We start from the raw sequence: 13,085 nt of genomic DNA on the forward strand, positions 1-13,085 counted from the left end.
ACCGTGCCGTCACGGCCGCACGCCCCCGAGGAGAGGAACATCATGGACGAATTCTCGAGTTTCGAGGGCCGCGTCGCCCTGATCACCGGAGCCGCCCGCGGACAGGGCCGGTCGCATGCGGTGGCGCTCGCCGAACGCGGCGCCGACATCGTCATCTGCGATCGGTGCGAGACGCCCGACGAAGTGGCCTACCCGCTCGCCACCGAGGACGATCTGGCCGAGACCGTGCGCCTCGTCGAGGCCACCGGACGCAAGTGCATCGCGGTCAAGGCGGACACCGCCGACCGGGCGGCGATGGATGCGCTCGTCGCGCGGGCGGAAGCCGAGTTCGGACGCATCGACATCGCGGTCGCGAACGCCGGCATCACGCTCGCCGCACCCGTGCAGTCGATGACGTCGGCGCAGTGGGACGAGATCATCGCCAGCAACCTCACGGGTGTCTTCAACACGCTCGCCGCGGTCTCCCCCGGCATGGTCGAGCGTGGCTACGGCCGGATCGTGACGATCTCCTCGATGCTCGGCCGCGCCGGCAACACCAACATGGTCGGCTACTCGGCGTCGAAGTGGGGCGTCATCGGCATGTCCAAGAGTGCGGCACTGGACCTCGCCCAGCACGGCATCACCGTCAATGTGATTGCGCCGGGGAATGTCTCGACCGGGATGATCCACAACGACATGCTGTACTCGATGATGCGTCCCGACCTCGAGGTGCCGACGGCGGACGATGTCGCCCCGATCTTCCAGGGCCTGCACGCGCAGCCGGTTCCGTGGCTCGAACCGTACGAGATCACCCGCGCCGTCCTGTTCTACGCCGCAGAGGCCAGCGCCCACATCAGTGGCACCGTCCTCCCGATCGACGCCGGTAACGCAGCGCGTGTGACCGGGTGACGACACCACCGGCACCCGAGTCGTCCGGGACGCCCGCCCCACGCACTGCGCGGGGCGGGCTCGCCGTCGCGGTCCTGAGTCTGAGCGGCATTCTCGTCGCACTGCTGCAGACGCTGATGGTGCCGGTACTGCCGTCGTTCGCCGTCGACCTCGGTATCCCGGCCACGAGCGCGTCCTGGTTGGTCACGATCACCTTGCTCACCGGCGCCGTCGGTACCCCACTGATCGGCCGGCTCGCCGACATGTTCGGTAAACGCACGATGCTGCTCGTGTGTCTCGCCCTGATGGTGGCCGGTTCGGTCGTCGCGATCCTCGGATCGGGTTTCGCGGCGGCGGTCGTCGGCCGGGGCCTGCAGGGATTCGCGGTGGCGTTGATGCCCGTCGGGATCAGCATGATGCGCGACATCCTGCCGGTGGAGAAACTCGGCACCGGGGTCGCGTTGATGAGCGCCACGATCGGTATCGGCAGCGTGTTCGGGGCCCCGCTCGCCGGTGTGCTCTACGACCACCTCGGTTGGCGGTCGCTGTTCTGGGTGCCCGCGGCGGGCGCGATCCTCATGGCCGTCCTGCTGCCGCTCGTCGTCCCCGAATCGGCCACCCGCTCCGGCGGCCGATTCGACTACGCGGGCGCCGTGCTGTTCACGACCGCACTCACCGCGATCCTGCTCGCGATCTCCAAGGGTGGGGCGTGGGGGTGGTCGAGTCCGGCAGTGATCGCTCTCGCCCTCGTCGGAATACTCGGGCTGGCGTCGTGGATTCCGTTGCAGTTGAAGACGTCCGAACCGCTCGTCGATCTGCGTACCTCGGTCCGTCGGCCCGTGCTGGTCGCCAACACGTGCGCGCTGCTGCTCGGCTTCGCGATGTTCCTCAGTTCGTACGCGTCGTTGCAGGAACTACAGGTGCCGGCGGCGACGGGCTTCGGTCTCGGCCTCAGTGCCACCCTGGCCGGGATGGTGATGTTGCCCGGCGGTGTCGCGATGATCGTCCTGGCACCGGTCACGGCAGCGATGATCCGCCGGTGGGGTGCTCGGGTGACACTCGTGATCGCGGCCGGTGTGATGGCCGTCGGATTCGCGGAGCGGGGCGTCCTGGGCAGCACCGTGCTCACCGTCGGCATCAGCGCCTTCGTCATCTCGATCGGTGTCGCGTTCGCGTTGGCCGCGATGCCGGTCCTCATCACCACGTCGGTGCCGCTCGACCAGACCGCGTCGGCCAACAGCGTCAACAGCCTCGTGCGGGCCGTCGGCACGTCCACTGCGAGCGCGGTCGGTGCCGCGGTCGTCGCCGCGTCGACCGTGACGGTCGGTGCCGCGGTGGTGCCCGCCCAGACCGGTCTCGACCGGCTGTTCTGGCTCGGGACGGCCGTCTCGGCGGTCGCGCTGATCGTCGTCGGGTGCATCCCGTTGGTGGCCGGGAAACAGGAGAACTCCGGGAACACGAACGCCGGCGGCGGCCACGACGTGCGTGGCGCCACCGGCGTCGATGTCACCGAACCTGCCTAGGCGTCACATCTTCGGCAGCAGGCGATCCATGAACGAGTTCGTGAAGATACGGTGCGGATCGATCTCGTCGTACCGGGCCCGCGCGGTGTCCCAGTTGTGGACGTTCGACACGCCCTCCATGTAGGTGGCGCGCATCCCCTTCTCGACGATGTCCGTGTCGGTGTACGGGTTCGGGCCGAACGCCCAGCCCTTCGACCACTCGGGGCGGAACGTGGCGTTGTCGTCGTTGTAGTGCTGACGCATCCACTGCTCCATCTCCCGGTAGAACTCGAACATGCCGGGGGTACCGGGCACGCCGAGAACGTTCAGCCAGATGGCGACGTCCCAGTCCTGGTGGTCGGGGCGCGGGCGGGTCGCGGCGATGGTCGGGGCGCCGGCCGACGGGACCAGCACCTCGCTCGCCTGGTCGAGACCACAGCACCGGATCTCGACGGGGCCGTTGAGCGGGAACTCGCCCTTGGCGCGGTACTCCTCGATCTTCCCGTGGAACCACTGCGTGAAGTCGTGGATGACGGTCGCGATGTTCGCGCGGCTCGTGACGACGGCGCCGCCGCCCTCCGTCAACCGCAGGGTGGTCGCCTTGATGTAGAACTGGACGTCCTTCGACCAGCCCCAGATATCGCTCGAATTGGTCGCGGCCAGGCCGAGTTTGGTGATCTCGTACATCGCCGGACCGAACATCGGCGCGATGCCGGGGTTACCGGAGTTGATCGCCCCGATCATGTCGGTGAGCGGCTCCGGCAGATTGTCGGAGAAGATGTAGTTGTAGGGGGCGTTCACCTCACGCGACTGCGGCGGCTTGCCGACCAACGATCCGGCGCTGCCGAGGCTTCCGGAGCTGCCGACCTCGTTCGACGAATCCGGCTTGGTGGGGGAGACGGTCCACACCTTCATCCACGGCTTGTCCGTGAACGGGTACCAGATGGCCTCGGCACCACCGGATTCGGCGACGTACTTCTCGAAGGTGCGCCCCTTCGCGCCCTTCGCGGCGAACAGTTCCTGCCACGGGATGTCGGTGAAGCTCTGGCACCGCTGCCGGATGTTGGGGCCGGCCTGCAGTGTCACCGACGTCAGGAAACACCGGCCGAGGTTGGTGAGCAGCGGCAGAATCTCGGGGTCGTTGCGCTTGTAGGTCTTCAGCGCGTACGCGCTGCCGTTCCACTCGACTGCGGTGAGTTCGGTGACCAGGTTGCTCAGCGAGCCGTAGGTGTGCCCGGGAAGAGTCGACTGCCCCTCGGCGGGCAGCGCGGCACCGTGCGCGTTGACCGCGAGCGCACCCGCGATCGACAGCACACCCGGCGCCGGCAGGTTCGCGAAACCGAGGTCGTGTTTCTGCAGTTCGGTGACGATCGCGTCGAGGCTCGCGCCCGCACCGGCGGTGACGGTGTTCGGGTCACCGGGATTGACGGTGATCGAGTTCAGGTGCGTCATGGTGTCGGCGAGGATCACCTTCTCGACGTTCGCGCCGTTCTCGACGGTGAGCGGCGTCCACCCGTGCATCGCGCCCCGCGGACGGATCTTGTAGCCCTTGTCGTGGGCCCAGTTCACGAGACGGACGACGTCGTCGGCCGACTTCGGCGAGCACACCCAGGTGGCGTCCAGGACGATCTCCTTGGACCAGTTCTGGTACGCCTGCTGGAACAGGGCGATGCCGTCCGGGAAGTCCGGCGGCGTCGGCAGCGGGGCGACCGGCCCCGTCGAACCGAGCGAGCCGAGGGAACCTGCGGACCCGGAGGATCCGGCCGGAACAGCAAAGGCCGGGGTCCAGCCGCCGACCACCGCGCCGGCCGCCAGCACGCCCGCGCCGGCGGCGAGGAACCCGCGCCGTGAAAGCCGGGACTCGTCGAGTGACGTCATTCCTGTACTCCAAAAATGTCGAGGGGGAGGGAGATTCGGATGCAGATGTGCCCGGTCGGGCCGGCTGATGCCGACCCGACCGGTAGAGCTGTGCCGGTCCGGAACTACGCGACGGTGAGCACGACGTCCGCCAGGGCGGGGGAGTCGTCGCGCTCGGGAACGGTTGCCGAGAGCAGCAACCGGTCGCCGTCTCGCCAGATCCGCGTCCGCAGCGTCTCGCCGGGGAAGACCACCCCGGCGAACCGGGCGCGAAATCCCTTGACGCGGTCGGCGTCACCGCCGAGGACGGCGTCGGTCGCGGCCTTGCACACGATTCCGTACGTGCACAGTCCATGCAGGATAGGCGCAGGGAAGCCGGCTCCGGAGGCGAATGCGGGATCCGAATGGAGAGGATTGCGGTCTCCGCACATCCGGTACAGCAGAGCCTGCTGCGGCAGGACCGGTGACAGGACCTCCGCATCGGGTGCACGGTCGGGCAGTGCGACGGATTCCGACGGGCCGCGGTCACCCCCGAAACCGCCCTCGCCACGCGCGAAGATCGACGACCGGGCCGTCCACAGCGGGGTGCCGTCGAGGTCCACCGTCTCGGACTCCTGCACGATCACCGCAGCCTTGCCCTTGTCCCACACTTCGGCGATGCGGGTGGTGGTCCGGGCCGATCCGGATGCCGGAATCGACTGATGCACAGCCACTTCCTGGCTGCCGTGAACGACCTTCGCCAGGTCGATCTCCACGCCCGGGAACGACACCCGGGGGGCCTCCGTCGCATGGATGTTGGCGACGACGGTCGCGAACGACGGCAGCACCTGAGGCTTCGCGTCGTCGAGGTACCGCAGTTCCTGCGGGTCGAGCGGGCGGGCGCCCGCCCCGATTCCGAGGTGGTAGAGCTGTACGTCCGACGGCGTCCAGGAGAACTCCTGGGCCGGCAGCTCGGCTCCGATCGCGATCGACGGATCGATGGGCACGTCGTCTCTCCTGTCAGTTGGCGGCGGGCGCGGCGGCGGCCTCGGCGCGGGCAGCGATGTCGAGGACGGCCAGATACGCGAACGTCATGGCGGGGCCGATGGTCGCGCCCGGGCCGGCGTACGTGTGCCCCATGACCGGCGAACTGCAGTTGCCGGCGGCGTAGAGGCCCTCGATCCAGCTGCCGTCCTCACGCAGGGCGCGGCCGTCGACGTCGGTGACGATGCCGCCCTTGGTGCCGAGATCGCCCGGCACCATCTTGATCGCGTAGTACGGGGCCTTGCTGATCTCGGCGAGGCTGGGATTCTTCAGCCGCGGATCGCCGTAGTAGTGGTCGTAGCCGCTGTCGCCACGGCCGAAGTCCTCGTCCTTACCGGCACGGGCGAAGCCGTTGAACCGCTCCACCTCGGCAGTGAGGGCGTCGACCGGAAGCCCGGTCTTCTCGGCGAGCTCGGCGATCGTGCCGGCCTTGACGACGACGCCGGCCTTGAGCCAGCGTCCCGGGAACGGGGTGCGCGGGGTGATGCCCGCGAACGTGTACCGATTGCGGTAGCGCTGGTCGAGGATCATCCACGTCGGGATGTTCTCGCCCGGGCCCTCGCCCTGGCCGTACTCGCCGCCGTACATCGTGTGGACCGCCTCGACGTACGGGGCGGCCTCGTTACCGAACCGCTTGCCGGACGTGTTGACCATCATGCATCCGGGCAGGGTGCGCTCGGACAGCGCGAACCACGGGCCGCCCGTCAGCGGGATCGACGGACCCCACCACGCATCGTCCATGAAACCGACTGCCGCACCCAGCTTCTGGCCGGCCAGGATGCCGTCGCCGGTGTTGGCCTCGGCGCCGACCGTCCACTCGGTGCCGATCGGGGCGCGCTGGTACTTCTTGCGCATCTCGTCGTTGTGCTCGAAGCCACCCGAACCGAGCACCACACCGTGCCGGGCGTGGATGATCTGCTCGGTGCCGTCGACGAGCACCTTGACACCCTTGACGGTGTCCCCTTCGGTGTAGAGCTCGGTGAGCGGGGTGTTCAGCAGGATCGGGACACCCGCGTCGCGCAGGCCCAGACGCAGTCCCGCGATGAGGGCCTGGCCGCGCACCAGCAGATCCTTGCCGGTGGCCTTGGCCGCGAGGAAACGCAGGCCGACCTTCATGGCACGCATCGGACCGCGACGGTTGCGCATGAGCAGGTTGAGCCACTTGTAGTCGGCCTGGGTGATGACGAAGTTCTTGGGCGCCTTCGCGTAGTCGGGCTCGAGGTTCTTGCGATCGTCCCCGAGCCGGTTGCCGTCGAAGATCTGCGGTTCGACGGAGCGGCCGCCGAGCCGGCCGCCGGGGGCCTCCGGGTAGTAGTCCGAGTAGCCCGGCACCCACTGCAGTTCCAGGGCACTGTGCTTCAGCACGAACGAGAGCATCTCGGGACCGCGCTCGAGATACGTGTCGATCTTCTCGGGCTCCACGACGTCCCCGATGATGCTGTGCAGATACGTACGGGCCGCCTCGGCGGTGTCGGTGACACCGTCCCGGGCGAGTACCTCGTTGTTCGGGATCCACACGCCACCGCCCGAACGTGCGGTCGAACCGCCGTAGTGTGCGGCCTTCTCCACGATGACCACGCTCAGCCCGTGCTGGGCCGCGGTCAGGGCCGCGGTCATGCCGGCGCCACCGCTGCCGACGACGACGATGTCGTATTCCTGCTTGCTCATGTAGAACACGTTATAGAACCGACATAGGATGAGTCCATGCTTTCTGCCAGGAAGTACATGTCGGAAGTGTGGATCTTCCCCGAAAAAACGAACACACGTTCCAGGAATGCGGTGGGGGAAGACACGAAACGGCAGGCCGTGCACCCGAACGGGTGCACGGCCTGCCGTTTCGCGCGTCTGCCGGACGCCGGGAACTACAGCTATGCCTCGGGGTCGCGGACCTCGAGGATGCCCTCCAGCACGGCGTGCTCGATACTCGCGAGCAGCCGCGGACACGTCTGCCGGGACGCCGGGCCGCCGCCCGCCCCGGTGAACTCCGGGCACACCTGTGCCGGATCGCCCTGCCACTGGATGCTGGTGTGACGGAGGCTGTTCTTCTGCACCAGCACGCATGTCCCGCACGTGCGGCACTGCACTTCCTGCAGTCCCTCGTCCAGGTAGTGGTGCTGGTCGACCACGGTCTGCGAGCGAACGGCCTCGACCCGGGCCGGGTCGTCCGCGAAAGCCGGGGCCTTGGCCCAGGTCGAGGTCATCGTCACACTCCCGTCTTGTGGTCCGCCGCTTCGGCGGCGGCCTTCTCGGCCGCCTGACGCGCCAGGTTCTCGTCGACCTCGCGCTGCCAGGCCTCGACGGCCTTGGTGGTGTCGATCTCGTACTCGAAACGCTCCGTGGCCTTCGGGTCGATGTCGGCGACATCGACGTAGAACTGGTCGTACCAGCGACGCAGCTGGTAGACCGGACCGTCCTCCTCGCACAGCAGCGGATTGTCGATCTTGGTCTTGTTCTTCCAGATCGCGACGTCCTGCTCGAAGCCCATCGTGACGCCCGCAGTGAACTTGCGTGCCAGCTTCGCCGTGGTGGCGTCGTCGAGGCCCTGCGGCTTCTGCACGCTCACGCCGTACATCAGCACGAACGAGTCGTGGGTGACGGGGTAGTGGCAGTTGATCAGCAGGCTCTCGACCTTGTAGCCGCTGTAGTTGTTGTGCAGCCAGTTGACCATGAACGACGGGCCGAAGTACACGGCCTCGGAGTCGAGGATCGTGTCGCCGTACTGGGTTCCCATCTGTCCGACGTCGGGCCGGCCGTGGTTCTGCAGGTACTGCGACGCGACGTGTCCCTCGAAGACGTTCTTGAAGTACTTCGGGAAACCGAAGTGGACGTAGAAGAAGTGCGCCATGTCCACGACGTTGTCGACGATCTCGCGGCAGTTCGAGCCCTTGATCTCGAGGCGGTGCCACTCCCAGTCCGTCCACTCGTCCGTGAGGACCTCGGGGAGTTCGGGGATCGTCACGTCCGCGGGCGGCGGGTTGCCCTCCGGGTCGTGCCACACGTAGAGCATCTTGTTGCGCTGCAGCGTCGTCCAGGCCCGGGTCTTCGCGATCGGGGGCACGCGGCGGGCGTAGGGGATGTCGGTGCACTTGCCGTTGCCGCCCCAGCGCCAGTCGTGGAACGGGCACGCGATCGAATCGCCCTTGATCTCGCCCTGGCTCAAGTCACCGCCCATGTGCCGGCAGTATGCGTCGAGAACCTTGAGATCGCCCTTGCTGTCCGCGAACACGACGAGCTTGGTGCCGAACGCCTCCACCGAGTGCGGTTTCCCGTCGAGGAACTCCCGCTCCAGGCCGATGCAGTGCCAACCGCGTGCGAAACGCGTCGGGGCGGCTCCCACGTCGATCTCACGAATCTGCGCCATCAGTACCTCACATCCCTTCCTAGCTGTTGCTAGAACACGTTATAGAACTCGGACAGATTCCGCTAGATAACGCATGCTTGCGATCGGTAACAACTGTGCGTAACCGGTGGAATACGGGTGTCCTCGACACGAGGGAGAACGTGTTCTAGTCTCAGGGCAAGTGAACATCGATAACACAGACGGGAGCGTCCAGTGGGTGACCATGACAGCCGCGAGGTGATGCAGCGGATCGACGCGCTACTGCCGGTGCTGCGTGAACGTGCGCAGGAAACCGAGGATCTGCGCCGCATCCCCGACGAGTCCATCAAGGCACTGCAGGAGACCGGCTTCTTCCGTCTGTTGCAGCCGAAGCAGTGGGGTGGCTACGAGGTCGACCCCGTCACCTTCTACACCGCGGTGCGCAATCTTGCGAGCGCGTGCGGTTCCACCGGGTGGGTCGCCGGCATCATCGGTGTCCACAACTGGCACCTCGCCCTGTTCGACCAGCAGGCGCAGGAAGACGTGTGGGGCAAGGACACCGACGTTCGCATCTCGTCGTCGTACGCCCCGATGGGTGCCGGTGAGGTCGTCGACGGCGGCTACAAGGTCAACGGTGCATGGGCCTGGTCTTCGGGCAGCGACCACGCGTCGTGGGTCGTCGTCGGTGGTCCGGTCATCAAGGACGGTCGCCCCGTCGACTTCGGTAGCTTCCTCATCCCGCGCGAGGACTACGAGATCGACGACGTCTGGAACGTCGTCGGCCTGCGCGGCACCGGCTCCAACACGATCGTCGTCAAGGACGTGTTCGTGCCGCGGCACCGGTTCCTGAGCTTCAAGGCCATGAGCGACCTCACCGCGCCGGGCCTGCAGAACAACACGGCGCCCGTCTACAAGATGCCGTGGGGCACCATTCATCCCACCACCATCTCCACTCCGATCGTCGGAATGGCCTACGGCGCCTACGATGCGCACGTCGAGCACCAGGGTAAGCGGGTCCGTGCCGCGTACGCCGGTGAGAAGGCCAAGGACGACCCGTTCGCCAAGGTGCGCGTCGCCGAGGCCGCCAGCGACATCGACGCCGCGTGGCGTCAGCTGTCCGGCAACGTCGCCGACGAGTACGCACACCTGCTCGCGGGCGAAGAGGTTCCGATGGAGCTTCGGCTGCGCGCCCGCCGCGACCAGGTCCGTGCCACGGGCCGCGCGATCGCGTCGATCGATCTGCTGTTCGAGAACTCGGGTGCCACCGCGCTCGCGAACGGCACTCCGATCCAGCGTTTCTGGCGCGACGCCCATGCCGGCCGGGTCCATGCGGCCAACGACGCCGAGCGCGCCTACGTCATGTTCGGTGGTGCCGAGTTCGGTCTGCCGCTCACGGACACGATGGTCTAGGGGACACGCATGACGGCAACCGAAGAACTCACGTACGAGTCCACGTCCCGCTTCGCGCAGGTCCGCCCGGATCTGAAGCTGCACTACCACGAGGCGGGGGTCGGCAACGGGCCGACGATCGTGCTCCTGCACGGCGGCGGGCCGGGGGCGTCGTCGTGGTCGAACTTCTCCAAGAACATTCCGGTGCTGGCCGAGCAGTTCCACGTGATCGCGGTGGACCAGCCCGGCTACGGCCGGTCCGACAAGCCCACCGAGCACCCGCAGTACTTCCGGCACAGTGCGTCGGCACTGAAGGACCTGCTCGACACCCTCGGCATCACCGAACGCGTTCACCTGCTCGGTAATTCGCTCGGCGGCGGTGCCGCAGTGCGGTTCGCGCTGGACCACCCGGACCGGGCCGGCCGGCTCGTGCTGATGGGGCCCGGCGGCCTGAGCGTCAACCTGTTCGCGCCCGACCCCACCGAGGGCGTCAAGAATCTCGGCAAGTTCTCGTACCAGCCGACCCGAGAGAATCTCGAGGCGTTCCTGCGCATCATGGTGTTCGACCAGAAGCTCGTCACCGACGAGCTGATCGACGAACGCTTCGCGGCGGCGAGCACCCCCGAGTCGCTCGGCGCGGCGAAGGCGATGGGCAAGTCGTTCTCCGGCCCCGATTTCGAGCTCGGCATGCTGTGGCGCGACGCCTACAAGCTGCGTCAGCGTGTCCTGCTCATCTGGGGCCGTGAGGACCGCGTCAACCCGATCGACGGAGCGCTGGTGGCGCTCAAGATGATTCCGCGGGTCCAGCTGCACGTGTTCGGCGGCTGCGGGCACTGGGCGCAGCTCGAGAAGTTCGACGAGTTCAACCGGCTCGCGGGCGACTTCCTTCTCGATGGAGACAAGTGATGAGTATCCGTACCCTCGCGTACCTGCGCATCGAGGCCACCGACATCGCGGCCTGGCGCGAGTACGGCCTCAAGGTCCTCGGCATGATCGAGGGCAAGGGAGCGAACCCCGACAACCTGTACCTGCGTATGGACGACTACCCGGCACGGCTCGTCATCGTCCCCGGTGAGCGCGACGGCCTGTACGCGGCCGGCTGGGAATGCGCCAACGCCGAAGGGCTGCAGGAGATCCGTGAACGACTCGCCAAGGCCGACTGGGCCTTCGAGGAGGGCACCAAGGAGGAGGCGGCCGAACGCAACGTCGTCGAATTCATCACGTGCCGTGACGCCTCGGGCTCCCGACTGGAGATCTTCCACACCGTAGCCCTGCAGCACCGCCGCATCGTGAGCCCCTACGGGCACAGGTTCGTCACCGGTGAACAGGGTCTCGGGCACGTCGTGCTCGCCACCAAGGACGATGTCGCGGACCTCGAGTTCTACCGGGACGTACTCGGTTTCAAGCTGCGCGACTCGATGCGCCTGCCCCCGCAGGTCGTCGGACGCCCCGCGGACGGTGAGCCGGCATGGTTGCGGTTCCTCGGCTGCAACCCACGGCACCACAGCCTCGCGTTCGCGCCGCTGCCCAACCCGTCGGGCATCGTGCACCTCATGATGGAAGTCGAGAACTCCGACGACGTCGGCCTGTGTCTCGACCGGGCGCAGCGCAAGAACGTCAAGATGTCGGCGACACTCGGTCGCCATGTCAACGACCAGATGCTGTCCTTCTACATGAAGACACCGGGCGGCTTCGACGTCGAATTCGGCTGCGAGGGACTCGAAGTCGAGGACGATACGTGGATCGCGAAGGAAAGCACCGCGGTCAGCCTGTGGGGCCACGACTTCACAGTGGGGTTCAAGTAATGTCCGCGCAGGAGACGTCCGGAACCGGTGCGGAACTCGATCCGCGCCAGTTCCGCAACGTCCTCGGCCAGTTCTGCACCGGCGTCACGATCATCACGACCGTGGACGACGGCGCCCCGGTCGGGTTCGCGTGCCAGTCGTTCGCGGCGCTGTCGCTCGACCCGCCGCTCGTGCTGTTCTGCCCCACCAAGGCGTCGCGGTCGTGGGCGTCGATCGAACGGTCCGGCCACTTCGCCGTCAACGTCCTCGCCGAGGAACAGCAGGCGACGTGCGCCCGGTTCGGATCCCGCGAACCCGACAAGTTCACGGGCATCGACTGGACGCCGTCACCACTGGGCTCGCCGATCCTCACCGGATCACTCGCCCACATCGACTGCACCGTCGAAACCGTCCACGACGGCGGCGACCACTACGTCGTCTTCGGTCGCGTGCACTCGATGAGCGAGATCAAAGACGAACGGCCACTGTTGTTCTACCGAGGCCAGTACACCGGTATCGAACCGGACAAGACCGTGCCGGCCACATGGCGGGACGACCTCGAGGCGTTCCTCACCGCCACCACCGAGGACACCTGGCTGTAGCAAGACCCAGGGGGACGGGGAAGGCTGAAGGGTCCCTTCGTGTGAACGAAGGGACCTTTCGTCTGTCCGAGTCCTTCAAAACTGCAGTCGGCGGGGCTAGGATCGGAAGTAATGCTCGTGCAGGTGCCGCCCTGTTGATCGTGAAAGCGGCTGTACGAGCAGTCAATCGGCGCGAGTGCGCCAACCTCCTGCGTGCCGCGTCGACCGCTGTCGCGAGTCGAGGATGTGAGATTCATGGCCAAGACGCTGCGGACGGACGAATCCGTCGTCATCAATCGTCCGCTTCCCGAAGTGTTCGAGTACTTCACCGATCCCGATCATGCCCTGGAATGGGGCACGAATGTCACCGAGTACAAGATGCTGTCCGGTGCGCCCGACGAGGTCGGTTCGGTGGCATCGCTCGAGGCACGGGTGGCCGGCGCGAAGGTTCACGCAACCGAGGAGATCACCGCGTACGAGAAGAACAAGCGGATCGGCTTCGAGTCGCGGGAATCGAAGATCGGGTACACGCGTGAACTGGACTTCGAGAGCGACGGCGACGGTGCCACCAAGGTGACGTTCCGGCAGGACGGGGAGGAGGGGTCGGGCCTCTTCAAGTTCGCCGATGCCATCGCGCAGAAGTTGTACGCCCGTGACGTGCGCGGAAACCTGGAGAATGCCAAGGAAATTCTGGAGTCCAGCGGCAGCTGAAGGGTTCCTTGGTGCGCTTGCTGCGCACCAAGGAACCCTTCAGCTGATACCG

The 13,085-nt window shown here is 66.9% G+C and carries 12 protein-coding genes; 7 read left to right on the forward strand and 5 right to left on the reverse strand.

The window, feature by feature from the left end; genetic code table 11:
* Positions 1-42: 42 nt before the first annotated feature.
* Together Q5696_RS03270 and Q5696_RS03275 are read left to right on the forward strand one after the other, a co-directional pair.
* Complete coding sequence (locus tag Q5696_RS03270; protein ID WP_305093802.1) at positions 43-888, forward strand: mycofactocin-coupled SDR family oxidoreductase; 846 nt, start codon at positions 43-45, stop codon at positions 886-888.
* Positions 885-2,390 carry an MFS transporter gene (locus Q5696_RS03275; RefSeq protein WP_305093803.1) on the forward strand — a complete coding sequence of 502 codons (1,506 nt, stop codon included), beginning with the start codon at positions 885-887 and terminating at the stop codon, positions 2,388-2,390. Before Q5696_RS03270 ends, Q5696_RS03275 begins: the two co-directional genes overlap by 4 nt.
* 3 nt (positions 2,391-2,393) lie before the next feature.
* On the opposite strand, the gene Q5696_RS03280 is transcribed toward Q5696_RS03275, so the two are convergent.
* The 5 genes from Q5696_RS03280 to Q5696_RS03300 all read right to left on the reverse strand — a co-directional run bounded on the left by Q5696_RS03280 (position 2,394) and on the right by Q5696_RS03300 (position 8,610).
* Complete coding sequence (locus Q5696_RS03280) at positions 2,394-4,247, reverse strand: cholesterol oxidase substrate-binding domain-containing protein (protein WP_305093804.1); 1,854 nt, start codon at positions 4,245-4,247, stop codon at positions 2,394-2,396.
* A gap of 104 nt (positions 4,248-4,351) precedes the next feature.
* On the reverse strand, positions 4,352-5,212 hold the full coding sequence (chsH3, locus tag Q5696_RS03285; protein WP_305093805.1) for an enoyl-CoA hydratase ChsH3: 861 nt from the start codon (positions 5,210-5,212) through the stop codon (positions 4,352-4,354).
* Positions 5,213-5,225: 13 nt separating this feature from the next.
* Positions 5,226-6,926: a 3-oxosteroid 1-dehydrogenase gene (gene kstD, locus Q5696_RS03290; RefSeq protein WP_370654854.1), complete on the reverse strand. Its 1,701-nt coding sequence runs from the start codon at positions 6,924-6,926 to the stop codon at positions 5,226-5,228.
* Between the two features lie 191 nt (positions 6,927-7,117).
* Positions 7,118-7,456, reverse strand: coding sequence for a hypothetical protein (locus tag Q5696_RS03295; RefSeq protein WP_305093807.1), 339 nt, complete (start codon positions 7,454-7,456; stop codon positions 7,118-7,120).
* Complete coding sequence (locus tag Q5696_RS03300) at positions 7,453-8,610, reverse strand: 3-ketosteroid-9-alpha-monooxygenase, oxygenase component (RefSeq protein ID WP_305093808.1); 1,158 nt, start codon at positions 8,608-8,610, stop codon at positions 7,453-7,455. The genes Q5696_RS03295 and Q5696_RS03300 overlap by 4 nt, the downstream gene beginning before the upstream one ends.
* A gap of 192 nt (positions 8,611-8,802) precedes the next feature.
* On the opposite strand from Q5696_RS03300, the gene hsaA reads away from it, so the two are divergent.
* The 5 genes from hsaA to Q5696_RS03325 all read left to right on the forward strand — a co-directional run bounded on the left by hsaA (position 8,803) and on the right by Q5696_RS03325 (position 13,033).
* The gene (gene hsaA / locus Q5696_RS03305; protein ID WP_305093809.1) at positions 8,803-9,978 is read left to right on the forward strand and encodes a 3-hydroxy-9,10-secoandrosta-1,3,5(10)-triene-9,17-dione monooxygenase oxygenase subunit; all 1,176 of its coding nucleotides are present in this window, start codon (positions 8,803-8,805) and stop codon (positions 9,976-9,978) included.
* Between the two features lie 9 nt (positions 9,979-9,987).
* Positions 9,988-10,863: a 4,5:9,10-diseco-3-hydroxy-5,9,17-trioxoandrosta-1(10),2-diene-4-oate hydrolase gene (hsaD, locus tag Q5696_RS03310; protein ID WP_305093810.1), complete on the forward strand. Its 876-nt coding sequence runs from the start codon at positions 9,988-9,990 to the stop codon at positions 10,861-10,863.
* The gene (gene hsaC / locus Q5696_RS03315; protein WP_305093811.1) at positions 10,863-11,762 is read left to right on the forward strand and encodes an iron-dependent extradiol dioxygenase HsaC; all 900 of its coding nucleotides are present in this window, start codon (positions 10,863-10,865) and stop codon (positions 11,760-11,762) included. Before hsaD ends, hsaC begins: the two co-directional genes overlap by 1 nt.
* On the forward strand, positions 11,762-12,343 hold the full coding sequence (gene hsaB / locus Q5696_RS03320) for a 3-hydroxy-9,10-secoandrosta-1,3,5(10)-triene-9,17-dione monooxygenase reductase subunit (RefSeq protein ID WP_305093812.1): 582 nt from the start codon (positions 11,762-11,764) through the stop codon (positions 12,341-12,343). Before hsaC ends, hsaB begins: the two co-directional genes overlap by 1 nt.
* 234 nt (positions 12,344-12,577) lie before the next feature.
* On the forward strand, positions 12,578-13,033 hold the full coding sequence (locus Q5696_RS03325; protein ID WP_305093813.1) for an SRPBCC family protein: 456 nt from the start codon (positions 12,578-12,580) through the stop codon (positions 13,031-13,033).
* The last annotated feature ends 52 nt before the right edge of the window (positions 13,034-13,085 follow it).

Source organism: Prescottella sp. R16 (assembly GCF_030656875.1).
GTDB lineage: Bacteria > Actinomycetota > Actinomycetes > Mycobacteriales > Mycobacteriaceae > Prescottella.